The sequence below is a fragment of the Streptomyces hyderabadensis genome, from assembly GCF_020404845.1.
GTDB classification, from domain to species: domain Bacteria; phylum Actinomycetota; class Actinomycetes; order Streptomycetales; family Streptomycetaceae; genus Streptomyces; species Streptomyces hyderabadensis.
Genome location: NZ_JAIOJZ010000040.1, coordinates 12831 through 35930, shown reverse-complemented (window position 1 = coordinate 35930; position 23100 = coordinate 12831). Strand labels below are relative to the sequence as shown.

The following is a 23100-nucleotide window of genomic DNA, read 5'->3' as shown; positions in this document are numbered from 1 at the left end:
GAGCCAGCCGCCCGACCAGGTGGTGGGCGACGTCGCGCGGGGTCGGGTGGTCGAAGACCAGGGTGGCCGGCAGGTTCAGCCCGGTCGCGGCCGTGAGGCGGTTGCGCAGCTGCACGGCCGCCAGCGAGTCGAACCCGGTCTCCTGGAAGGCCTGGTCCGGGACGATCGCGTGCAGATCGGGCTGCCCGGTCACCCAGGCGGCCTCCGTGCGGACCAGGTCCAGGACGAGTGCCTCGCGTTCCGTGTCGTCCACAGCCGCGAGCCGGTCGGCCAGCGGGGCGCCCCCCGCGTCGGCCGCGGTGTGCGCGCTCCGGCGCCCCGCCCGCTCGGCCAGGTCGCGCAGCGCGGGCGGCACGACCTCGTGGGCGCGCAGCGCGGCCCGGTCCACGACGCCCGCGATCACCGCGGGGGCACCGGCCTTGCCGCTGCCGAGGGCGACCGCCCGGTCGAAGAGCGCGAGGCCCCGGTCGGCGGTGAGGGGCCGGAACAGGGTGGGACCGGCGCGCCGCGCCGTGCCGCCGTCGGGCCGCTCCTCGCCCGCGCCGACGGGTTCCCACGGCGCCCAGGCCACGGCGGTGGCGGGCAGTCCGATCGCCTCGCGGTGGCGGGCCAGGGCTTCGGCGTACGCCTCGGCCGCCGCCGTGTTCGCCCGGCCGGGACCGCCGAGCGTGCCGGCCGGGGAGGAGCAGACGACGAAGGCGGTGAGGTCCAGATGCCGGGTGAGTTCGTGCAGGTTGCGGGCCGCGACGGCCTTGGGCCGCAGGACCCGGTCGAGCTGTTGGGGCGTCATCGCGGACAGCAGTGCGTCCTGCGGCACACCGGCCGCGTGCACCACCGCCGTCAGCGGGCGGTCCTCGGGTATCGCGGCCAGCACCCCGGCCAGCGCCTCCCGGTCCGCCGCGTCGCACGCGGCCAGCGTCACGTGCGCGCCGGACTCGCCCAGCTCGGCGGCCAGTTCCTCCGCTCCGGGCGCCTCGGCACCGCGGCGGCCGACCAGCAGCAGGTGCCGCACCCCGTGCTCGGCCACCAGGTGCCGGGCCAGCACGGCCCCGAGGGTTCCGGTGCCACCGGTGACCAGGACCGTGCCGTCCGTCGTCCACGGCGGCCCGGCCGGGTCGCCTGCCGGGTCACCGGCCGGGACCGGACGCAGCCGGGGCACGTGGACGCGGCCCTCGCGCACCGCCGGTTCCGACTCCCCGGTCCGCGCCGCCCAGGCCAGCAGGTCCAGCGGCGGGGTGTCCGTGTCGATGTCGGCCAGTACGAGGCCGTCCACGCCTTCGGCACCCGCGGTGCGCAGCAGACCGCGTACGGCCGCCGCCTCCGGGTCGAGGCGCGCCGCGTCGTCCTGTCCCGCGGCGACCGCGCCCCGGGACAGCACCACGACCGGTGTGCCGCGCAGCGCGTCCGCGGCCAGGAGTTCTTGCACGAAGGAGAGCGCCCGGCGCGTTCCCTCGTGCACGTCGCCCGTGGACGCCCACGGCACGAGCAGCAGGTCGAAGGCGTCCCGGTCCGAGGCGGCGGCCAGGGCGGCCGCGCCGAGGTCCTCGAAGCGGGCGGCGCCGGGCACGTCGGCGCCGACCACCGCCCAGCGGGCGGCGGGCCCGGCGGTGACGTCGTGGGCAACCCACTCGATCGCGGACAGGCCCTCGCCGAGCGGCTCGGCGGCCGCGCCGAACTCGTCCTCGGGGACGACCCGGTAGGTGAGCGAGCCGACCGCGAGCACCGGCCGGCCCTCGGGATCCAGGAGGTCCAGCGCGACGGTGTCGTCGTCGATGCGGGCCGTGCGTACTCCCGCGGTGCCGGCGCCCACGGCGTGCAGTCGCACGTCGCGCCAGACGGCGGGCACGAGGATGCCCGTCGCACCGTCCGCCGCGGGAGCCGGGGCCGCGGCCAGCGCGGCGTCCAGCAGGGCGGGGTGCAGGTGGTAGCGCGCGGCCTCGGCCTGCAGTTCCTCCGGCAGGCGTACTTCGGTCGTCCTCGCCGCAGGGCCATGCTGCCGCTCGCGGTCCGGGTCTCCGGTTCGCCCTTCGGCCGGGGCGGGCGCGGGTGCGGCTCCGTCGGCCGCCAGGACTCCGCTGGCCCCGACGCGCCAGGGGACGTCCGCGGCGTCCAGGTCTGCCGGGTCGGGCCGGACGTGGACGGTGACGGCGCGCCGGCCGTCCTGGCCGGGGGCCTTGACGCGGACCTGGATCTGGAGCCCGCCCGCCTCCGGCAGCGTCAGCGGGGCGGCCAGGCCGAGTTCCTCCAGCACCGTGCAGCCCGCCTCGTCGCCCGCCCGGACGGCGAGTTCGACGTACATCGAGGCGGGCAGTACGGCGGTGCCGAGGACGGTGTGGTCGGCCAGCCAGGGATGGGTGCGGCGGGAGACGCGCCCGGTCAGCAGCACCTCGTCCTGCTCGGCGAGCGCGAGCGAGGCACCGAGCAGCGGGTGCCCGGCTCCGGTGAGGCCGAGGCCGGCCGCGTCCTCCCGCCCGGCGCGCGCCTCCAGCCAGTACCGCTTGCGCTGGAAGGCGTACGTCGGCAGGTCCGCCCGCGCCGCCCCCGGCAGCACCCGCGGCCACTCGACGCGACGCCCGCGGGTGTGCAGCAGGCCCAGCAGCGAGGCCAGCGACTCACCCTCCGGCCGGTCCGCCCGCAGCGCCGGTGCCACCAGGCCGGGCTCCCGTTCGGTCCCGGCCGGGACCAGGGCGCTGAGCACCGCGTCCGGGCCGATCTCGACGAAGCCGGCGACGCCCTCCTGCTCCAGGGAGCGCACCGCGTCGAAGAACCGCACCGCCTCGCGCAGTTGCCGCACCCAGTACCGCGGTGAACACGCCTCCCGCGCGGACAGGGCCTCGCCCGTCACCGTCGACACCAGCGCGATCCGCGGTGCCTGGAGGGAGAGTCCCTCGACGACCCGCTCGAACTCGTCGAGCACCTCGTCCATGTGCGGCGAGTGGAAGGCGTGGCTCACCCGGAGCCGGCGTACTCTGCGCCCCTCGGCACGCCACCGCGTCCCGAGGTCGTCCACCAGATCGGCGTCACCGGACACCACCACGTTCTCCGGGCCGTTGACCGCCGCCAGGGACACCCGGCCCTCCAGTCCGGCCAGGTCGTCCGCGACCTGCTCGGGGCCGGCCTGGACGGCGAGCATCGCGCCGCCCTCGCGGGCCGATCCCATCAGCCGGCCCCGCGCCGCCACCAGCCGGGCCGCGTCCGCCAGCGACAGCACGCCCGCCGCATGGGCCGCGGCCACCTCGCCCACCGAGTGACCGGCCACGAACTCGGGGACCACGCCGAACCGTTCGAGCAGCCGGAACAGCGCCACCTCGATCGCGAACAGCGCCGGCTGGGTGAACTCCGTACGGTCCAGCAGTCCCGCCTGCTCCGATCCCTCCCGGGCGAACACCACCTGCTTGAGCGGGTGCGCGAGGTGGGCGTCCAGTTCCCCGCACACCTCGTCGAAGAAGGCGGCGAACTCGGGTACCGACTCGTACAACTCCCGGCCCATTCCCAGCCGCTGCGCCCCCTGCCCGGTGAACACGAAGGCGAGGTGCGGCGTGCCGCGCGAGCGCGAGGGCTCGACCGTCACCGAAGCGTCCGGCGCACCCGATGCCAGGGCCCGCAGGCCGCGCGCCAGCTCGGCCCGGGTGGCGCCGACCACCACCGCGGCCGAGTCCAGCACGGCCCGCTCCGACACGAGGGTCCAGGCCACGTCCCGGGGTTCCGGGGCGTCGTCGGCCGCCACGGCCGCCAGCAGCCGCGCCGCCTGGCCCCGCAGGCCCTCCGCCGTGCGCCCCGACACCACCCACGGCACCACCGGCAGTCCGGTGGCAGGGTCCGGCTGCACCGGCTCCACCGGCTCCGTGGACGGCTCCTCGGGAGCCTCCTCCACGATCACGTGCGCGTTCGTCCCGCCGATGCCGAAGGAGGAGACACCCGCGCGGCGCGGCGCCCCCGTCTCGGGCCAGGGCCTGGCCTCGGTGAGCAGCTCCACCGCACCCGAGTCCCAGTCGACCCGGGGCGACGGGGCGTCCACGTGCAGGGTCCTGGGCAGCACCCCGCGCCGCATCGCCTCCACCATCTTGATCACACCGCCCACCCCGGCGGCGGCCTGGCTGTGTCCGATGTTGGACTTCAGCGACCCCAGGTACAGCGGACGCCCCTCCCGGCGCTGCTGCCCGTACGTCGCCAGCAGCGCCTGCGCCTCGATCGGATCACCCAGCCGCGTCCCCGTCCCGTGCGCCTCCACCACGTCCACATCCGCGTACGACAGCCCCGCACTGCCCAACGCCTCCCGGATCACCCGCTCCTGCGAAGGACCGTTCGGAGCCGTCAGACCGTTCGACGCACCGTCCTGGTTCACCGCCGAACCCCGCACCACCGCCAGCACCCGGTGCCCCAGCCGACGCGCGTCCGACAGCCGCTCCAGCAGCACCAGACCCGCACCCTCGCCCCACACCGTGCCGTCCGCGTCCGCCGCGAACGACTTGCAGCGCCCCGCCGGTGACAGCGCGCCCTGCCGGGAGAACTCCACGAACGAGGTCGGCGTGGCCATCACCGTCACGCCCCCGGCCAGCGCCAGGTCGCACTCCCCCTGGCGCAGGGCCGTCGCCGCCAGGTGGATCCCCACCAGGGACGAGGAACAGGCCGTGTCCACGGCCACCGCGGGGCCCTCGAACCCGAAGGTGTACGACACCCGGCCCACCGCGATGCTGCTGGAGGCGCCTCCGGCGACGTAGCCCTGGACCTCGACGGGGACGTCGTCGAGGATGTCCGCGGCGAACCCCTGGTACATCAGCCCGGCGAAGACCCCGGTGCGGCTGCCGCGCAACGTGGCCGGCACCAGGCCCGCGTCCTCCATCGCCTCCCACGCGGTCTCCAGGAGCAGCCGCTGCTGCGGATCCGCCGCCAGCGCCTCCCGCGGCGACATCCCGAAGAACTCCGGCTCGAATCCGGCGACGTCCTCCAGGAAACCGCCCTCACGCACGTAGGACTTGCCCGGGCGTTCCGGGTCGGGGTCGTAGACGTCCTCGTCCCACCCCCGGTCGGCGGGGAAGCGGGAGACCGCGTCCGCCCCGCGGTGGACCAGCTCCCACAGCTCGCGCGGGCTGCTCACCCCGCCGGGGTACCGGCACGCCATCCCCACGACCGCGATCGGCTCGCACGCGCGGTCCTCCACCTCGCGCAGCCGTCGCCGGGCATCGCGCGCGTCCGCGACCGCGCGCTTGAGGTACTCACGCAGTTCTTTCTCATCAGCCATCGGAATCCAACCGCTTGTTTTCCCGCATCACGAATGTCCCGCACGAGGACTACGCACCGAATTTCAACGGACCCACATTCACACAGACCCTAATCGGGACCGAGTCATGCGCCGGTAACTGCTGCCCCCGGCGCACCGGAGAGCGGGTCGTTACCACCGAGTTCCCCACTTACCGGGGGTGGGATTTCGCAGGTCAAGTCCCGTAGCGGCAGAGAGGACCGGGGAGCGTTAGCCGCCGGTTGACGACAGATGTGCACACCCGATTAATCTTCGTTCCAATTCGGTGATTTCCCGCCGCACAAAACAGGGGGTACTGACCACCCCGCCGAACGCGGGCAACTCGAATCCTGTCACTATTCCGGAAGGTGTGCGAGACGACGTGGAATTCTCCGTACTGGGACCCCTGCGCATGAGCGAGGGCGGGAAGTCCTACACGCCGACGGCCCCGAAGCAGCGACAGCTGCTCACCCTGCTGCTCCTCAACGCGAACCAGGTCGTGTCCACCGGCACGTGCATCGAGGAACTGTGGGACAACTCCCCTCCCAACAGCGCGCTCTCGACCCTCCAGTCGTACATCCTCCAGCTCCGGCGCAGTCTGCGGCGGGTGCCGCGGATCGGCAGCCTGCAGGCGGCCCGCCTCATCCTGGAAACCCGTGACGGCGGTTATCTGCTGGCGGTGCGCAACGACGAACTCGACACCAACCGTTTCTGGTCCCTGGTGCGCGAGGGCCGTTCGGCGCTCCACCACGACGACGTGCGGGCTTCGGCCTGTCTCTCCGAGGCCCTGCGGCTGTGGCAGGGCGCGGCGCTCTCCGACGTACAGCGCGGTCCCGTCCTGCGGGCGCTTCTCGTCGGCCTGGAGGAGGAGCGCACGAGCGTGCGGGAGCAGCGCATCACCGCGGACCTCCGGCTCGGGCGGCACCAGGAGCTGCTGGGTGAGCTGAGCCGGCTCACGGCCAAGTACCCGATGCACGAGGGGCTGCACGCCCAGTTCATGCTCGCGCTGCACCGCACCGGGCGCCGCACCCAGGCGCTGGAGGTGCTGCGGCGGCTGAGCACCGTGCTGCGCGACGAGCTGGGCCTGGACCCCTCGGCGCGGGTGCGCCGTCTGCACCAGGCGATCCTGGCGGGCGACCCGGCCCTCGACGTCCCGGCGTGCACCGACTCCGTGCTGGCCGCCGAGCCCGGCGGACCGGCCGGACGGCCTCTGCCCGCGGGCGGCGACCTGGTGGCCGCCGGCGCGCCCGCCAGGCACCCGGAGCAGCTCGTGCGGCACTGAGCGCCGCACGCCGTGGCGACGAGGGCCGAACCGGCGCGCCCCCCGGCTGCGGGGCGGCGCCTCAGCCCTTCCGGCGCGGCAGGTTGGCCGCGAGGAAGGCGTCGACGACGGAGTGCACGTACTCGGCGCCGAAGGTGCGCTCCGCGAGGAGCCGGTGGAACATCAGCGGGCCCGCGAGCTGGTCGATGGCCAGCTCGGTGTCCAGGCCGCCGGGGAGTTCGCCGCTCTCCTTGGCCCGCTCGATGATCACGCGGAAACCTCCGGAGCCCGCCTGGTACAGCGACTCCTTCAGCTCGGCGAACGCCGGGTCCACGCCGGCCCGCTCGATGACCACCCGCATCCCGCGCTCCCCCACCGGGTCGTGCAGCAGCGCGCGCAGACCGTTGAGCTGGGCGATCAGGTCGTCACGGAGTTTGCCGGTGCGCGCCGGTCGGGCGCTCGCGATGCGCTGGGCGATGGCTTCGTAGATGAGGGACGGGGAGTCCGGCCAGTGGCGGTACAGGGTGGTGCGGCCCACGCCGCTGCGGGCGGCGACGGCGACGTGGGTGACCGCGGCCCACCCCTGCTCCACCAGCAGTTCCTGGGCCGCCGCGAGTGCCGCGGCCCGGCTGCGGGCCGCCCGCGGATCCATGCCGCGCTCCGGCGCCCGCGGGCTGCGTCCTGCGGCGTCGGCAGACGTGGACATGAATACTCCCTGTGGTTCGTGGATCTGCTGTCCGGTACAGAGTGTGCCAGTTCTTCCTCCCCGCCGCCCGGGCGGGCCGTTCCGCCCGGGCGGCGGGGCGCCGGTCATGCGCGGTAGAAGTCCAGGTGGTCGTGGACCCAGTCGGCGAAGGAGCGCGGCTTACGGCCGAGGACGTCACGGACGTCGGGCGACAGCCGGCCGTGCAGTTCGCTGCCGTGCTCGATCGCCTCCCGCAGCGTCGTGATCACCCCGTTCACGGTCTCCTCGGAGAAGTGCCGCAGCATCATCTCCCGGTGTGCGGCGAGCGGGACCGTCTCGAAGCGCAGGTCCCGTCCGAGCAGCGCGCCGATCACGGCGAGCTGCTCCCGCCCGGTCAGCGCCTGCGGCCCGGTCAGTTCGTAGACCCGGCCCTCGTGGCCCGGCTCGGTGAGTGCCCGCACCGCCACCTCCGCGATGTCCCGCGGGTCGACGATCGCCTCCGGCACGTCCGCGAGCGGGCCGCGGGCGACCCCCTCGGCCTTGATCGACGCGGCCCAGCCGAGGTTCATGCTCATGAAGCCGTTGGGCCGCAGGATCGTCCAGGCCACGCCGGAATCGCGCAGCGCGTCCTCCGCGATCCGGTGCCAGTGACCGAGGGGGTTGGTCTTCGGGTCCTCGGCCACCTCCACGCCGAGGGTGGAGAGCTGCACGACGTGCTCGACGCCCGCCTCCCGCGCCGCGGCCACCAGGTGCGCGTCGTGGGTCGCCTTGTTCGCGCCGAGCGACATCAGGAAGACCTTCTGCACGCCGTCCAGCGCGGGCGCCAGCGTCTCAGGACGCCCCAGGTCGGCGGCGACCACCTCCAGGCCCGCATCCGCGGCGAGACCGGCCCGTTCCGGGTCCCGGCTGAGGGCCCGCACCTTGTGCCCGCCCGCGCGCAGCAGCGACAGCACCTTTCCGCCCACGTTTCCCGTGGCTCCGGTCACCAGAATCATCGTCATCTCCTCGTTCGTCCTTGCAAGGTCGGGGTCGGGGGCCGGGGGCCGTCGCGGCGGCCCCGGTCCTAGCGGGCGGTCTCCGGGCGGTCCAGGACGGTGCGCAGGGCGCTCTCCAGGGCCTGCCGGGCGGCCTCGGTGTCCGCGGCCGGACCGGTGGAGCGCCAGGCGACGAAGCGGTCGGGCCGCACCAGTACGGCGCCCGCCCCGCTCACGCCGTAGCTCTTCTCCCACTCGGTACCGGCGAGCCGGTGCACCGGCAGGGCGATGCCGAGCCGCCGGGCCGTCTCGGCGGCCGCGGCCGTCCAGGTGCCGCCCGTGCCGTCGCCGGTGAGCAGGACGAAGGAGCGGCCGAACAGGGCGGTGGTGGACGGGGCCGGCGAGCCCGCGGGCAGCCGCACGTAGGGCGCCCGTGATCCGGGGCGGCCGGTCGGGGCGGCCGGGTCCTCCAGCAGTTCCCCCGCGTCGTCGGGCTCGCGGACCACCGCGCCGTGCGCACACCGGTAGCCGAAGGCCTGGACGACGGGCGGGAGCGGCGCGGCGAGCGCCCCGTCGTCGAGGTAGTCCGCCAGTCGTTCCACGGTGTTGCGCAGCTGCTGCTCCCCGATCATCTCCGAGACCGGACGGCGCTCCGCGTCGTGGCTGTCCAGCAGCCCGCCGCCGGCCTCGCCCTTGACGACCATCGCCAGCTTCCACGCCAGGTAGAAGCCGTCGGTGATCGCGGTGTTGCCGCCCAGACCGCCCGGCGCGGGCACCAGCCTGGCCGCGTCGCCCACCAGGTGGACGCGGCCGCTGCTGAACCGGTCGGCGATCTCGCTGACGATGTCGGTGCGCCCCGTCTCGACGACCTCCAGGGGCAGGTCGGGCAGGCCCAGACCGGTGCGGACCAGCTCGGCGCACCGTTCCTCGGTGAAGGCGGCGAAGTCCGGCGGGTTCTGGGACATGCCGAGCACGTATCCGTAACGGCCGGGCACGTCCGTGGTGTAGAAGACGCCGGGCACCGGCTGCTGGAGCCAGAAGAGCGCGAACTTGCGGCCGTCCGCGACTCCGGGCAGCTCACGCAGCGGCTCGCTCAGGTCGGCGTCGAAGAAGACCCGGAAGATCTCGCCGAGGTTGCCGCGGCCGTGCATGCCGATGCCCAGTTCCCGCCGCACCCGGCTGTGCGCGCCGTCGGCGCCCACCGCGTAGTCGGCGGTCACCGTCCGCTCGGTGCCGGTGCGCACGTCCCTGAGCACGGCCGTGACCACGTCCGCCGACTGGGTGAGCGAGACGAGTTCGGTGTCGAAGCACAGCTCGGCGCCCAGCTCCCCGGCCCGGTCGGCGAGGATCACCTCGGTGCGTTCCTGGCCCGCCATCGCCCAGTCCTCGGGGGAGACGTGGCGCATCGCCATCTCGCCCTCGGTCATGATCCGCTTGAGGACGGGCCCCGCCAGGCTGTCGGCCACCACCATGTAGAACTCGCCGGTGCCGGCGTCCGGTCCGGCGGCCGCGATGCGGTCGGCGATGCCACCGATCCGCAGCGCCTCCATGGTGTGGGGGTACTGTCCGCGCGCCTTCATGACGACCGAGGTGCCGGGGTGCTTCTCCACCACCAGCGGCCGGACGCCGTGGAGTGACAGGAACAGCGCGGTGGTGAGGCCGGCGAGGCCGCCGCCCACGATGAGAACGGGTACGTGCTCGTCCGACACGGCCACTCCTTGGGTCGCTTGGGTCGCTTGGTCCGACTCGGGGTCGTCCCGCCGACGTCGTACGGGGCCGGCGGGCCGGGCGCCCAGTCTGCGGACGGCCGTTGGAGCACCGATGGGGTCCCGGTGGGCGACGCGCTCCTCCAGCGCCGCCCCAACAGGTCATCAGCGGGGGCGTCGAAGGTGGCGGGGGCGGTCCGCGCGAGTGCCGCCGTCACCCTTCGAGACACAGGAGTCGTCGTGGTCGTCTTCGTCAACAAGCTGACGCTCACCGGAGCGGCCGAGGACCTGGAACGCATCTACGCCCATGTCGCCGAGTTCATGCGCACCCGTCCCGGCCTCATCCGCTACCAGCTCGTCCGCTCGCAGAGCGATTCCTCCGTGTACTTCAACGTCGCGGAGTGGGAGGACCAGGCCTCGTTCGAACAGGCCCTGAAGGAGCCGGAGTTCCGCAACCGCCTCAAGGCCCTGGGCACCGTCATCAAGGGCGAGCCGCACCTGTCCGACCTGGTCGAGTCCGGCGTCGGGGAGGCCTGATCCGGTGTCCGGACCCCTGAAGATCACCAGCCCGGTCGACGCCGAGACGTACTCCCGGATCACGCAGTTCTACGCCCATCAGATGCAGCTCCTCGACGAGCGGCAGGCCGAGGAGTGGGCCGACGGCTTCACCGAGGACGGCGTCTTCGCGCAGAACGTGAAGCCCGAGCCCTGGACGGGCCGCGCCGTCATCGCCGAGCGGATGCGGGCCGGCATGGAGCGGCTCGCCAAGCTCGACGTGCAGCGGCGGCACTGGTTCGGCATGGTCGCCGCGGAGCGGCAGGACGCCGCCACCGTACTGACCCGCTACTACGCGATGGTCTTCGAGACCCCGCGCGGCGGCCGGGCCGCCACCTACCTCAGCACCACCGGCGAGGACGTCCTGGTCCTCCAGGACGGCCAGTGGCGGGTCAGGCACCGCCTCATCACCCACGACGGCACCTGAGCCGGCCGACGTCAAGCGAAGGAAAGAAGGTTGTGAGCATGACCGAGCTGACACGCGAACGCGTGGCCGCGGCGTACGCGTCACTGGTGACCGGGGACCGGGAGCAGATCCTCCAGTACTGGTCGCCGGACGTCCGCTTCCAGATGCCGGGCAACCACCAGTACTCCGGCTGGTTCGTCGGCCTGGACGACTACCTGGCGAAGATGGGCAAGCTGATGGCCGCCACCGGGGGCCGGATCTCCTCCGAGACGCTCAACGTCCTCGTCGACCAGGAGGCCGGGGTGTCGATCGACGTCTACCGCCTCGACGGCTACCGCGAGCACGCCAAGGAGGGCGCGACCTCCCCCTACGAGCGGCTGCAGGTCGAGGGCGTGCACATGCTGCGCTGGGAGGACGGCCGGATCGTCGAGGGCCGCAGCGCCCTGTTCGCCGACGGTGTCACCCAGGGCAACCTGTGGTGGTCACCGGTGGGCGCCGACGGCGAGCGCTACGAGTACTGACCCTTCGCGAGGCCGTCCGGGAGCGTGTCCCCCAGCACGGCCTCGCGCATTCCAGCGAGGAAGTGCAGCCATGACTCAGCCAGCACAGGGCCTGCTCCAGGACCGGGCCGTGGTGATCACCGGTGGTGGTACGGGAATCGGCCGGGCGGCCGCGCACGCCTTCGCCGCCGAGGGCGCCCGCGTCCTGGTGGTGGGCCGCCGGGCCGGCGTACTCGACGAGACGGCCCGCGGCCACGAGGGCATCCGGCCGTTCAGCGCCGACCTCTCGGACCCCGGGGCGGCGAGTGCCGTGGTGGCGGCGGCCGAGGACGCGCTCGGCGGCATCGACGTCCTGGTCAACAACGCCGTGACGATGAGGTCCGCGCCCCTGGGCCGCATCGACGCGGCCAACGCCCGTGACCAGGTGGCCACCAACCTGCTCGCGCCGCTGTTCCTCACCCAGCAGGCGCTGCCCGCGCTGGAGGCCGCCAAGGGCCTGGTCATCAACGTCACCACGGCCGGCAACCAGCGCGGCTGGCCCGGCCATTCGGTCTACGGCGCCACCAAGGCCGCCCTCGACTTCCTCACCCGCACCTGGGCCCTCGAACTCGCCCCCAAGGGGGTCAGGGTCACGGGCATCGCCCCCGGGCCGGTCGAGACACCCATCGCGGAGCACGCCGGGCTCGACCCCGAGGGGATCGCCCGCCTGCGCGCACGGCAGCGCGAGCGGGTGCCGCTCGGGCGGGTGGGCCGGCCGGAGGAGGTGGCCTGGTGGATGGTGGCCCTGGCCCGTCCCGAGGCGTCCTTCGCCACCGGCCTGGTCCTGCCCGTGGACGGCGGCGCGAGCGTCGTCTTCTGACCGTCCTCACGACTGCCAGCACAAGGGAGCCAGCATGGAATTCGGCATCAACTTCTTCCCCACCGTGGGACCGGACGACAAGGACGCGGCGGACTACTTCGAGGAGAGCCTGAACCTGGTCGCGCTCGCCGAGGAACTCGGGTTCGACCACGTCAAGACGGTGGAGCACTACTTCTTCAAGTACGGCGGCTACAGCCCGGACCCGGTCACCTTCCTCACCGCCGCCGCGGCCCGCACCAGCCGCATCAAGCTGGTGACGGGTGCCGTCATCCCCGCCTTCACGCATCCGCTGAAACTGGCCGGCAAGCTGGCCATGCTCGACAACATCTCCCGCGGCCGGCTCCAGGTCGGCTTCGGACGCGCCTTCCTGCCCGACGAGTTCGACGCCTTCGGCATCGACATGGACGAGAGCCGGGCCCGTTTCGACGAGGGCATCCGGGCCTGCCGGAAGCTGTGGAGCGAGGAGGACGTCGTCTGGGACGGCGCCTTCCACTCCTTCGGCCCGGTCACCCTGCTGCCGCGCCCCTACCAGCGCCCGCACCCGCCCATCCTGGTGGCGACGGCGAAGACGCCGTCCTCCTGCGAGCAGGCCGGCCGTGACGGCCACGGCCTGATGATGGTCCCCTCGATCAACAAGCGCGAGGTCGTGCAGGACATGATCGGCCTCTACCGCAAGGCGTGGGCGGAGGCGGGCCATCCCGGGGACGGCGAGATCCACATGAGCTACAACGCCTATCTCAGCGAGGACGCCGCCGAGGCCAGGGCCAAGGGCAAGGAGTACTCCCAGCGCAGCAACGCGGTCATGCGGGACGCGGTGGCCGCCTGGGGAGAGCGGCGCAGCGAGGTGTACGCGGGCTACGAGAAGGTGGTGGAGAACATCGCCCGGGCCGACTTCGACCGCGCACTGGCCGACAACAAGGTGCTGGTCGGCACCCCGCAGGAGGTCACCGAACGGCTCCGGACGATCCGTGAGTGGTACGGGGACATCACCGTCAGCCTGCAGGTGATCTCCGGCAACCCCAGCCACGAGGAGTCGGCCCGCACCATGCGGCTCTTCGCCGAGCAGGTCGCCCCGCACTTCCGCACCCCGTCGGCCACCGCCGGCTGAGCGGGCGGCGGCCGACGGCGACCGCACGAAGGCGGCGCCTCCCGATCCACCGGGAGGCGCCGCCTTCGTCTGCTCGCGAGCCGTCCGGCCGCCGCGTGCCCCGGCGGGTCAGCGGGGGCCGACGAGGTCGTGGACCAGCAGCGACGTCACGCGGGCCGCGACGGCGGCCACGGTCAGCGCCGGCGGTACACCGGTGCCGGGCAGCAGCGATCCGTCCACCACGTACAGGCCCCGGTAGCCCTCGACCCGGCCGGCGTCGTCGGTCACCGTGCCGAGCGGCACGCCGCCGACCACGTTGCCGCCGGTGGTGCCGATCCGGCTGAACGCGGTACGGGTGCCCGGGTTCGCCTCGTTGAGCCGGTCCAGGGTGTGGGTGATGGCCGACTGGGCGCGGGCCAGGGCCGGGTCCTCGGCGGGCCAGTGCAGGACCACGTCGTCCTTGTCCGGGTGGTAGCGGAAGGCGCCCAGCGCCGGAGCCGGCACGGCCCCGATGGTGGTGGTCCAGCCCTCCCCCTCGGGGGCGTCCGGCCAGGGGAAGTTGAGCAGGGACACCGGTCCGAGCGGGTTGTCCTGCCAGTCCCGCGCGAGGATCGCCGCGGGGCCGCCCTGGCGGGGGTTGTTCTCCGCCATGCCGGTACGGGCCGTGATGACCTCGCTGTTGCCGACCCGGGTGCCCAGCGCGCCGTGCAGGGCGGGCAGTTCGCCGCGCTCCCTGGCGCGCAGCAGCAGCCGGTTGGTGCCCAGGGTGCCGGCCGACAGCACCAGCCGGGTGGTGGTGATCCGGTGCCGGGACAGCACCTCGCCCCGCTCGTCGATCGACTCGTAGTCGACGTGGTAGCCGCCCGCGTCCGCGTCGGCCGGGCGCACGGCGGTGACCACGCTGAGCGGCCGCACGTCGATGTGGCCCGAGGCCTCGGCGCGGGCCAGCACCGTGCGGTCGAGGCTGCGCTGGGCGCCGCTGTTGACGCCGAAGACGTTCAGGCCGTCGATCTGGGACCGTACCCGGGTACCGGCCATCTCCTCGCGGACCACGTCCCAGTCCACGGCCAGGTCGACCTTGTCCCACGGGATGCCGGCCTTGTCGAGCTGGTCGGCGAACGAGCGGGCCGACCGGTAGAACTCGGAGTGGTAGACGTCGTCCGGGATCGGTGCGCAGCCGATGAGTTCCCGCGCCTGCGGATACCACCGCTCGCTCATCTCCCGGTGGTCCAGGACGTCGCCCAGGGTCCGCCGGAACAGTTCGGCCGAGGGCTCGCACATCGTGCCGTTGGTCGCCAGGGACGCCCCGCCCACTCCGGTGCCGGCGAGCACGTTCATGCCGCTGCCCTCGACGAACTCCAGGACGCCGGTGTAGACGTCGAGTTTCGCGTCCGTGAGCGGTGACGTCTCGCTGAGCCATGCGGCGCGTCCGTCGGGCGCGGTCTGCGTCGCGAAGGTGTCGCCCGCGTCGTCGACGGGCCAGCGGCGCCCCCGTTCCAGCAGAACGGCGTCGACCCCCGCCTCCGCCAGCCTGAGGGCGGCGATCGAACCGCCGTATCCGCTGCCTACGATCACCACGTCGGCGCGGTGCTGCTGCCTCTCCACCGAGGGGCCTCCCTGCCTCTTTCGTGCCGGACTGTCGAACACATCGGTCACACCCCACCCGTCAAGCCCAACGGCCGCCGGACGACGGTGGGTGACCGTGGTCCGGCGGCCGTGTGCGGTGGGCGCGCGCTGGGCCGAGGGGGACGGGTCACGTTCCGTCGGCCGTGCTTCCAGTGTGGGGACGGGGGCTGGGAAGCAGATGGGGGCCCGCTGGAGAGCCGCCGGACGGCCCTTGCCGGGTCGAGACCGATCCTCCAGGGCGCGGTGCCAGAGTGCGGCTGTCCCGCCGTTCCGTCGCCCCGAGGAGACAGTCGTGCGTCCGACCAGTCCGACCAGTTCGTCACCGGCACCGGCGCCCCGCGGTGTCGCCCTGCTGTTCCCCGGGCAGGGGGCCCAGCAACGCCTCATGGCCGTGGGGCTGTACCGCGCCCACCCGCCGTTCCGCCGCCTCATGGACGAGGTGCTGGACGTGTGGGGTGCCGAGGGCGCCGCGCTGCGTGCCGACTGGCTGTCCGGCTCCCCGGACGTGGACCTGGACGGGGTGCGCCGCGCCCAGCCCCTGCTGTTCGCGGTCGACTGGGCGCTGGGCCGGATGGTGCTCGACTGGGGGGTGCGGCCCGCGGCCCTGCTCGGCCACAGCGTCGGTGAGGTCGCGGCGGCCACCCTGGCCGGTGTCTTCACCCTGGAGGAAGCGGCCGGGGTGATGGCCGAGCGGGTGGCGCACATCGAGTCGGCGCCGGCCGGCGGCATGCTGGCCGTGCACGCGACGGCCGCCGACATGGCGCCGTTCCTGCACGCCGACGTGGTCGTCGGCGCCGTCAACGCACCGCGCCAGGTGATCCTGGCCGGTTCCGAGGCGCCCCTCGCCGAGTCGGAGGCGAGGCTGCGCGCGGCCGGGTTCACCTGCCGCCGGACCCGCGCCCTCAGCCCCTTCCACAGCCCGGCCCTCGGTCCGGCCGCGCGGGCGGCGCTGCCCGCGCTGTCCCGGCTGCCGCTGCGTGCTCCGCGGCTCGCGCTGCACTCGGCGTACACGGGCGGGCCGCTGAGCCCCGACGAGGCGCGGGACCCGGAGTTCTGGGCCGGGCAGCCGGCCGCCCCCGTGCTGTTCGGCCCGGCCCTCGACGCGTTGCTGGGCACGGGCGACCTGCTGCTGCTGGAGGCCGGCCCCGGGCAGGGTCTCACCGCGCTGGCCAAGCGGCACGCGGCGGTCGGCGCCGGCCGCTCGGCCGCCCAGGCGCTGCTGCCGGTGCGGGCCCGGGGCGACGCCTCGGACCTGACCGTGCTGCGCACGGCGGTGGAACGGCTGCTGGCCGGCGGGTGGCTGGCACACGACCCGCTGCCGGTCCCGGCACCGGCGAGCGGGCCGTGAACGGGCCCAGCACGCAACCAGAGGTCCACCATCCCGCCACCAGGCAGGGCTGCGAGCGTGACAGGCCGGGGCCGGTCGCCGGACCCCGCCGACTGTGAGTGAGGATGTCATGGAACGTCGCATCGTCATTACCGGGATCGGAGCAGTGGCCCCCGGAAAACCGGGCGCCAAGGAGTACTGGGAGCTGATCTCGAACGGCCGCACGGCCACCCGTACGATCTCCTCCTTCGATCCCGCGCCCTACCGGTCCCGGGTCGCCGCCGAATGCGACTTCGACCCCTTCGCCGCCGGACTGGGCCGGCAGGAGGTCCGGCGCATGGACCGGGCCACCCAGTTCGCCGTCGCCGCCGCGCGCGAGGCCGTCGCCGACAGCGGCCTGGACCTGCCCGCACAGGACCCCGCCACCGTCGGGGTGTCCCTCGGCAACGCCGTGGGCTGCACCACCAGCATGGAGCGGGAGTACACCGTCCTCAGCAACGAGGGGGCGGACTGGCTGGTCGACCACCGCTACGCCGTACCGCACCTCTACGACCACTTCGTGCCGAGTTCCATCGCGGTGGAACTGGCGCACCTGGTGGGCGCGCAGGGCCCGGTGGCGCTGGTCTCGGACGGCTGCACCTCGGGGCTCGACGCGATCGGCCACGCCACGGACCTGATCCGTGAAGGCAGCGCGGACGTGGTGATCAGCGGGGGCACCGACGCCCCGATCTCGCCGATCACGCTGGCCTGTTTCGACGCCATCAAGGCGACCACGCCCCGCAACGACGATCCGGAGCACGCCTCGCGCCCGTTCGACGCGACGCGCAACGGGCTCGTGCTGGGCGAAGGGGCCGCCGTGCTGGTGCTGGAGGAGCTGGAGCACGCCCGGCGGCGCGGCGCCCGGATCTACGCCGAGGTCGCCGGGGTCGGCACGCGCTGCAACGCCTACCACATGACCGGGCTGCGGACCGACGGCACGGAGATGGCCGACGCCATCTCGCACGCCCTCGCCGAGGCACGTCTGGCACCCGAGTCGATCGACTACGTCAACGCCCACGGGTCGAGCACCAAGCAGAACGACCGGCACGAGACCGCCGCCTTCAAGACGGCACTGGGGCAGCACGCCTACGACGTCCCGGTCAGCTCGGTGAAGTCGATGATCGGGCACTCGCTGGGCGCGATCGGCGCGCTGGAACTGGTCGCGTGCGTGCTGGCCATGCGCGACGGGCTCGTCCCGCCGACCGCCAACCTCCACGAACCCGACCCGGCCTGCGACCTCGACTACGTACCGCTGCGGGCCAGGGAGGCACGGGTCGACAACGTACTGAGCGTCGGCAGCGGCTTCGGCGGCTTCCAGACGGCCGTGGTGCTGGCCCGTCCCGAGCGGGAGGCGGCATGAGGGCCGACGGCACGGTGCGCACCGTGGTCACCGGTGTCGGGGTGGCCGCGCCCAACGGGATCGGCACCGAGGCGTACTGGGCGGCGACGCTGGCCGGGCGCAGCGGCATCGCCCCGACCACCCGCTACGACGCGAGCGGGTATCCGCTGCGGCTGGCCGGGGAGGTGCCGGACTTCGAGGCCGAGAAGCACATCCCGAGCCGGCTCGTCCCGCAGACCGACCACGGCACCCGGCTCTCCCTGTACGCGGCCGACGAGGCGCTGCGCGACAGCGCGCTCGACCCGGCCGGGCTCGACCCGTACGGCATGGGGGTGGCCACGGCCTCGTCCATGGGCGGGTTCGAGTTCGGGCAGCGGGAGCTGCAGAACCTGTGGAGCAAGGGCGGACGGTTCGTCAGCGCCTACCAGTCCTTCGCCTGGTTCTACGCCGTGAACACCGGGCAGATCTCCATCCGGCACGGTCTGCGGGGCTCCAGCAACACGGTGGTGACCGACGCGGCGGGCGGTCTCGACGCCCTCGGCAACGCCCGGAGGCAGATCCGCAAGGGGACCACCGCGATGCTCACCGGCGGTGTCGACGGCGCCCTGTGCCCGCTCGGCCTCGCCGGGCACCTCAGCTCCGGTGCGATGAGCACCGGCAGCCGGGCGGACCGCGCGTTCCTGCCCTTCGCCGAGGACGCCCCCGGGCAGGTGCCGGGCGAGGGCGGTGCGTTCCTGGTCCTGGAGGACGCCGCGAGCGCTCGCCGGCGCGGCGCGCGTGAGTACGGTGAACTCGCCGGTTACGCGGCGACGTTCGACGCCGCCCCGCAGGCGTCCGGCCAGGCCGGTGCGGGCCTGGTGCGCGCGATCCGGCGGGCACTGGACGACGCCCGTACGGCACCGGAGGACGTGGACGTGGTGTTCGCGGACGCCGCCGGTGTGCCGGAGCTGGACCGGGCGGAGTCCCGCGCGCTCGGCGAGGTGTTCGGACCGGGCGGCGTCCCGGTGACCGCGCCCAAGAGCATGACGGGCCGGCTCTTCGCGGGCGGGGCCTCACTGGACCTGGCCACCGCGCTGCTCGCCCTGCGGGACGGAACGATTCCGCACACCGCGAACGTCGCGCGTCCCGGCCCCGGTCATCCGATCGACCTCGTCACCGGGGAGCCGCGCGCGGCGGACCTGCGCCGCGCGCTGGTCGTGGCCCGCGGACGCGGCGGGTTCAACGCCGCCGCCGTCGTACGACGGGACGTCTGAGGACCGACCGGCCTCCCCTGCCGTCCCTGACCAGCCATCCTGCCCAGCCCACAGCCACGCCGAAAGGACAACTCATGAGCGACGCCAACGCGACCGCGACCGAACTGACCGTGGAGGACCTCACCGGCATCATGCGGTCGTCCGCGGGCGAGGACGAGTCGGTCGACCTGGACGGCGACATCCTCGACTCCGCCTTCGCCGACCTCGGCTACGACTCCCTCGCACTGCTGGAGACCGTGGCCCGCATATCCCGTGACTACGGTGTCGAGCTGGGCGACGACGTCCTCGACGGTGTCGAGACCCCGCGGGAACTCCTGGCGGCGGTCAACCGGACCCTGGCCGCCGCGTAGCCGCGGGACCCCGCACCCGGCACCCGGCACCCGGCAGTCACGGAGACTGCCGGGTGCTCCCTCGTCAGCGGGGCACCGCCGCGCCGCCGCGCCGGGCGACCGTCTCCTCCAGTACGCGGGCCAGCAGACGCGTGGCGTTGCGGTGCAGCGGGAAGTCGGTCCCGGGCGGCATGATGCCGCTCTCCTCCAGCAGCCGGGTCACCCGCGCGGTGAGCACGCAGAACCGGAACGCGGCGAAGACCTCGTAGTACTCCAGGTCCCGTACGACGTGGCCGGTGAGCCGCTCGTAGTGGCGCACCGTCTCCGCGCGGTCGGGGAGCCCGGTGAGCCGGTCCGCGCCGATGCCCTCGCTCAGGTGCCGGTCCAGGTGCAGGAACCAGGCCAGGTCCGACTCGGGCCGGCCCAGGGCGGCCATCTCCCAGTCCAGTACGGCGGCGGGGGTCTCCCCGTCGTAGACGATGTTGCCGAGCCGGGCGTCGCCCCACAGCAGTCGGGGCCGGCCGGGTTCCTCGGGCCGGTTCTCCCGCAGCCAGGCCAGCGCCGTCGTCGCGGCCTCGTTGCCGTCCGCGCCGTAGTACGGCATGAGCCGGGTGTACTCGGTCAGTTGCTGGGTGAGGTGGCCGCTGCCGTACTCCGGCCGGTCGAGGAAGCCGAGGCCGAGCGCCCGGGGGTCGAGCCGGTGGACCGCGGCGAGCATCTCCACCCCGCCGCACCAGACGGCGCGCCGCCGGTGTTCGGGCAGCTCGGCCAGCCAGCCCTCCCGGTGGTACGAGGGGAAGTCGGCGGGCACCCGGCCCTCGATCCGCCGCATCACCAGGAACGGCGCCCCGAGCACCGAGGAACCCGGCTCGTGCCCCAGCAGGGGCGCCACGGGGACGTCCGTGCGGTTGAGGGCCTCCAGCAGCCGGACCTGTTCCGTCCAGCGGTCGTCGGGGTGGATGCGGTGCCCGGTGGGGGCCACCCGCACGGCGAGGGGTTCGCGGCGTTCGGTTCCGTCCTCGGTCCACTCGGCGTCGCACAGCAGGATCTCCCCCGAGAATCCCGCGGCGCCGGGCACCCGGACCGGGCCGACCCTCACCTCGTCGGCCCGGGGTGTGCGGGCCGTGAGCCAGTCGGCCAGCGCCAGGCGGGTCCGTTCGTGGTCGCGCTGCACGGGAACGGGCACGGCTTCCTCCTTCAGCGGTCGGCAGGGGCCCGGACCGCGGTGTCCGGTCCGGGCGGGAGCCCGAGTATCGCCGCGGCCCCTGGCACCCGGATCCAGGGGCGCTGGAGGGGGCGGCCGCCCCCTGCGGCGCGCCGCGCGCCTCCAGCCGGTCTCCCTCGCCCCGCCATCCGGGCACAGCAGCATCGAGGTTCCGGAATCCGCCGCGGATCCTTCACCCCGGCCGGAACTCAGGAGGAGCAATGCAGTTGCAGGGCAGAACCGCCGTGGTCACCGGCGGCACCCGCGGCCTGGGCAGGGCCGTCGCGCGGGCACTGGCCGACGAGGGGGCCATCGTGGTCGCCGCGGCCAGGGACGTACGGCCCGATCCGCCGGACAAGGGCGGCCGGGTCGTGCACGTCAAGGCCGATGTGACGGTGCCCCAGTCGATGGCCGACCTGATGCGTACGGCCCACGAGCGGTACGGCGGTCCGCACATCGTGGTCGCCAACGCGGGGGTGAGCCGGCCCGGTCCGGTGTCGGTGCTGTCCGACGAGGACTGGGACGCCGTGGTCGGCACCAATCTGACGGGCGTGTTCCACACGGTCAGGGCGGCGGTGCCGTACCTCCAGGAGGCCGGGTCGGGCCGGATCATCACGATGTCCTCACTGCTCGGGCGGCGCGCCATGCCCGGCGCGTCCGCGTACTGCGCCTCCAAGGCGGCCGTGGAGCGGTTCACGGAGGTCTGCGCGCTGGAGCTGGCGCCCAGGGGGATCACGGTCAACTGCCTGTCGCCCGGCTTCGTCGAGGAGGGGCAGGGCCGCGCGCTGATGGCCAACGAGACGCTCTGGCCGCGGCTGCGGGACACCCTGGCCGCGGGACGGCCGGGGACGGGAGCCGAGGTCGCCCGCGCCGCCGTGTTCCTGGCCTCCTCGGAGAGCAGCTACGTGAACGGCGCGGTGCTGCCGGTCGACGGCGGCGTGCGCTGGTGACCGGCGTTTCTCCTGCCCGCTATTCCCTCGCGACTTCCCGCAATTCCATCGCGACGACAGCAACGGAGGCGACTGACAGGTGCGAGCACTCACCACTCCCGCGGACGGCGGCACCGAGGTAGGGCCGACCACGGTGCCGGAGCCCGAACCCCGGCCCGACCAGGCCGTGGTCGAGGTCAGGGCGGTCTCCGTGAACCGCGGCGACCTGTCCCTGCTCGGCATGCTGCCGCCGGGCTCCCGGCTCGGCTTCGACGTGGCCGGCACCGTGGTCCGCGCGGCTGCCGACGGGAGCGGGCCGCCCGTCGGCAGCCGGGTGGCCGGCGTGGCCGAACGCGACGGCTGGAGCGAGCGGGTCGCCCTGTCGACCACCCGGCTCGCCGCGCTCCCGGACGGCGTCGAGTGGACCGACGCGGCCGCTGTCCCGGTGGCCGGGCTCACCGCGTTGTACGCCCTGCGGCACGCGGGGTCCCTGCTGGGCCGCCGGGTCCTGGTCACCGGCGCCAGTGGCGGGGTCGGCCGGATCGCCGTCCAGCTGGCCCGGGCCGCCGGGGCCGAGGTGGCCGCCTGGGCCGGTTCGGCGGAGCGGCTCAAGGGGCTGGCCGAACTGGGTGCCGCCGAGGCGTCCACCTACGACGCGGGTCCCGGCGCGACGCGGCCGGTGCAGGTCCTGGTGGACAGTGTCGGCGGCGAGGTGTTCCGCAGCGCGTACCAGCTGGTCGAGCGGGGCGGCACCGTGGTCTGCTACGGCAACACCACCCGGGCCGACCTCTGTCTGCCCTTCGACTGGGGACACGCCAGGCCCGGTGTCCGGATCCAGTACATCCACCTGTTCGACGAGATGCCGCGCAGGCCCGTCGGGAACGATCTCGGCGTACTGCTGCGGCTCGTCGCCAAGGGCGAACTGGACCCGCAGGTCGCGTTCGTCGGCGACTGGACCGACCCCCGGCCCGCGCTGCGCGGCGTCGGCGAACGGCAGGTCAACGGCAAGGCCGTGCTGGTGTTCTGAGCCGGGCGGGGCAGGCAGACCGGTGCCGGACGTGGCGGGGGATTCCCACGTCCGGCACCGGCGTCTGTGCGGGGGCTGCGGTCAGGAGGCTGCCTTGCCCTTCCAGGGCGAGGTGCGCTCGTACCTGGGCCGCCACACCGTCCGGTACACCAGGCGCAGCGGCGCCGGGACCCGGTCGAGCACGGCGCGTCGTTCGTGCTCCGAGGCGCCGTCGAGCAGCCAGGGGAAGAACGTCGAGGCGCCCTTGATGCCGACCTGGTTGCGCTGTTCCGTCACGAAGGCGCCCCACTCGGCCGTCGTCAGCTCGCTCTCCAGCAGCGGCAGTGCCTGGGCCTCCTCGTGGTCGAGGTGGTCGGTCAGGCAGGCGGCGACGTCCGCCATGAGTGCCGGCAGCGCCCGTTCACCGCCGTCCTGCCCGAGCGCGGCGTCGACCTTCTCCACCGCCGTGTCGAGCTGGGCGTGTTCGGACTCCATGGCCTGGAGCATGCCCAACGCCTCGTCACGTCCGGCCAGTTTGGTGCGCAGGACGGGCCACAGCGAGTGGTCCTCGGCGAGGTGATGGATCATCAGGTAGGTCTTGAAGAGCTGCCACGCCTGCCGGAAGGCGGCGGGGTCCTCGTGCTGCGCCGCCTCCAGCAGCCGCAGATCCCGCCGGAAGGCGCGGTGGATCGCGTACATCATCGTCAGGTCGACGGGGGGTGCGCTGCCGGTCTGCGCTCGAGCGTTCACTGCGGTCTCCTGCGGGTCGGGTGTCG

Annotated in this window: 18 protein-coding genes and 1 pseudogene; 12 read left to right on the top strand and 7 right to left on the bottom strand. The window is 73.9% G+C overall.

Translation table 11 applies throughout. The annotated features are described in order from the left end of the window. Positions 1-4: 4 nt before the first annotated feature. Positions 5-5224 (bottom strand): annotated as a pseudogene (locus tag K7854_RS26530) (type I polyketide synthase); the annotation flags it as partial. 397 nt (positions 5225-5621) lie between these two features. Here K7854_RS26530 and K7854_RS26525 point away from each other — a divergent pair. Next, a complete protein-coding gene (locus K7854_RS26525; RefSeq protein ID WP_226029055.1) occupies positions 5622-6521 on the top strand; it encodes an AfsR/SARP family transcriptional regulator in 900 nt (299 codons plus the stop codon). Between the two features lie 61 nt (positions 6522-6582). On the opposite strand, the gene K7854_RS26520 is transcribed toward K7854_RS26525, so the two are convergent. From K7854_RS26520 to K7854_RS26510, 3 genes are all read right to left on the bottom strand, one after another. Further along, entirely contained in the window at positions 6583-7206 is a 624-nt protein-coding gene (locus K7854_RS26520) for a TetR-like C-terminal domain-containing protein (RefSeq protein ID WP_226029054.1), read from the bottom strand. Positions 7207-7310: 104 nt separating this feature from the next. Then, a complete protein-coding gene (locus K7854_RS26515) occupies positions 7311-8180 on the bottom strand; it encodes an SDR family oxidoreductase (protein ID WP_226029053.1) in 870 nt (289 codons plus the stop codon). 68 nt (positions 8181-8248) lie between these two features. Further along, positions 8249-9868 carry an FAD-dependent monooxygenase gene (locus K7854_RS26510; protein WP_226029052.1) on the bottom strand — a complete coding sequence of 540 codons (1620 nt, stop codon included), beginning with the start codon at positions 9866-9868 and terminating at the stop codon, positions 8249-8251. 123 nt (positions 9869-9991) lie between these two features. On the opposite strand from K7854_RS26510, the gene K7854_RS26505 reads away from it, so the two are divergent. The 5 genes from K7854_RS26505 (at position 9992) to K7854_RS26485 (ending at position 13293) form a co-directional block, all read left to right on the top strand. After that, entirely contained in the window at positions 9992-10402 is a 411-nt protein-coding gene (locus tag K7854_RS26505) for an antibiotic biosynthesis monooxygenase family protein (protein ID WP_226029051.1), read from the top strand. Between the two features lie 4 nt (positions 10403-10406). After that, positions 10407-10847 (top strand): nuclear transport factor 2 family protein, encoded by a 441-nt coding sequence (locus K7854_RS26500; protein ID WP_226029050.1) that lies wholly within the window; start codon positions 10407-10409, stop codon positions 10845-10847. 38 nt (positions 10848-10885) lie between these two features. After that, positions 10886-11347 carry a nuclear transport factor 2 family protein gene (locus K7854_RS26495; RefSeq protein WP_226029049.1) on the top strand — a complete coding sequence of 154 codons (462 nt, stop codon included), beginning with the start codon at positions 10886-10888 and terminating at the stop codon, positions 11345-11347. A gap of 70 nt (positions 11348-11417) precedes the next feature. After that, positions 11418-12185, top strand: coding sequence for an SDR family NAD(P)-dependent oxidoreductase (locus K7854_RS26490; RefSeq protein ID WP_226029048.1), 768 nt, complete (start codon positions 11418-11420; stop codon positions 12183-12185). Positions 12186-12219: 34 nt separating this feature from the next. Continuing rightward, positions 12220-13293 (top strand): LLM class flavin-dependent oxidoreductase, encoded by a 1074-nt coding sequence (locus K7854_RS26485; protein WP_226029047.1) that lies wholly within the window; start codon positions 12220-12222, stop codon positions 13291-13293. A 108-nt stretch (positions 13294-13401) separates the two neighbouring features. On the opposite strand, the gene K7854_RS26480 is transcribed toward K7854_RS26485, so the two are convergent. Beyond that, positions 13402-14877, bottom strand: a complete 1476-nt coding sequence (locus tag K7854_RS26480; RefSeq protein ID WP_226029046.1) for a GMC oxidoreductase — start codon at positions 14875-14877, stop codon at positions 13402-13404. A 313-nt stretch (positions 14878-15190) separates the two neighbouring features. Here K7854_RS26480 and K7854_RS26475 point away from each other — a divergent pair, with 313 nt between their 5' ends. The 4 genes from K7854_RS26475 to K7854_RS26460 all read left to right on the top strand — a co-directional run bounded on the left by K7854_RS26475 (position 15191) and on the right by K7854_RS26460 (position 19206). Continuing rightward, entirely contained in the window at positions 15191-16246 is a 1056-nt protein-coding gene (locus K7854_RS26475; protein ID WP_226029045.1) for an acyltransferase domain-containing protein, read from the top strand. A gap of 109 nt (positions 16247-16355) precedes the next feature. Continuing rightward, a complete protein-coding gene (locus tag K7854_RS26470) occupies positions 16356-17624 on the top strand; it encodes a beta-ketoacyl-[acyl-carrier-protein] synthase family protein (protein WP_226029044.1) in 1269 nt (422 codons plus the stop codon). Continuing rightward, positions 17621-18856, top strand: coding sequence for a ketosynthase chain-length factor (locus tag K7854_RS26465; protein WP_226029043.1), 1236 nt, complete (start codon positions 17621-17623; stop codon positions 18854-18856). The genes K7854_RS26470 and K7854_RS26465 overlap by 4 nt, the downstream gene beginning before the upstream one ends. A gap of 74 nt (positions 18857-18930) precedes the next feature. Further along, on the top strand, positions 18931-19206 hold the full coding sequence (locus tag K7854_RS26460) for an acyl carrier protein (RefSeq protein ID WP_226029042.1): 276 nt from the start codon (positions 18931-18933) through the stop codon (positions 19204-19206). A gap of 64 nt (positions 19207-19270) precedes the next feature. On the opposite strand, the gene K7854_RS26455 is transcribed toward K7854_RS26460, so the two are convergent. Then, complete coding sequence (locus tag K7854_RS26455; RefSeq protein ID WP_226029041.1) at positions 19271-20371, bottom strand: phosphotransferase family protein; 1101 nt, start codon at positions 20369-20371, stop codon at positions 19271-19273. Between the two features lie 239 nt (positions 20372-20610). Here K7854_RS26455 and K7854_RS26450 point away from each other — a divergent pair, with 239 nt between their 5' ends. Further along, positions 20611-21339, top strand: a complete 729-nt coding sequence (locus K7854_RS26450; RefSeq protein WP_226029040.1) for an SDR family NAD(P)-dependent oxidoreductase — start codon at positions 20611-20613, stop codon at positions 21337-21339. Positions 21340-21418: 79 nt separating this feature from the next. Continuing rightward, on the top strand, positions 21419-22345 hold the full coding sequence (locus tag K7854_RS26445; protein ID WP_226029039.1) for a zinc-binding dehydrogenase: 927 nt from the start codon (positions 21419-21421) through the stop codon (positions 22343-22345). Positions 22346-22426: 81 nt separating this feature from the next. Here the strand turns inward: K7854_RS26445 and K7854_RS26440 are convergent, their stop codons facing one another. Continuing rightward, positions 22427-23074: a hemerythrin domain-containing protein gene (locus K7854_RS26440; RefSeq protein WP_226029038.1), complete on the bottom strand. Its 648-nt coding sequence runs from the start codon at positions 23072-23074 to the stop codon at positions 22427-22429. Between the last annotated feature and the right edge of the window lie 26 nt (positions 23075-23100).

Excerpts from the sequence above, each read along its gene's own strand:
- K7854_RS26520 (WP_226029054.1), bottom strand. The coding sequence starts at position 7,206 with ATGTCCACGTCTGCCGACGCCGCAGGACGCAGCCCGCGGGCGCCGGAG.
- K7854_RS26515 (WP_226029053.1), bottom strand. The coding sequence starts at position 8,180 with ATGATTCTGGTGACCGGAGCCACGGGAAACGTGGGCGGAAAGGTGCTG.
- K7854_RS26495 (WP_226029049.1), top strand. The coding sequence starts at position 10,886 with ATGACCGAGCTGACACGCGAACGCGTGGCCGCGGCGTACGCGTCACTG.
- K7854_RS26490 (WP_226029048.1), top strand. The coding sequence starts at position 11,418 with ATGACTCAGCCAGCACAGGGCCTGCTCCAGGACCGGGCCGTGGTGATC.
- K7854_RS26485 (WP_226029047.1), top strand. The coding sequence starts at position 12,220 with ATGGAATTCGGCATCAACTTCTTCCCCACCGTGGGACCGGACGACAAG.
- K7854_RS26470 (WP_226029044.1), top strand. The coding sequence starts at position 16,356 with ATGGAACGTCGCATCGTCATTACCGGGATCGGAGCAGTGGCCCCCGGA.
- K7854_RS26465 (WP_226029043.1), top strand. The coding sequence starts at position 17,621 with ATGAGGGCCGACGGCACGGTGCGCACCGTGGTCACCGGTGTCGGGGTG.
- K7854_RS26460 (WP_226029042.1), top strand. The coding sequence starts at position 18,931 with ATGAGCGACGCCAACGCGACCGCGACCGAACTGACCGTGGAGGACCTC.
- K7854_RS26450 (WP_226029040.1), top strand. The coding sequence starts at position 20,611 with ATGCAGTTGCAGGGCAGAACCGCCGTGGTCACCGGCGGCACCCGCGGC.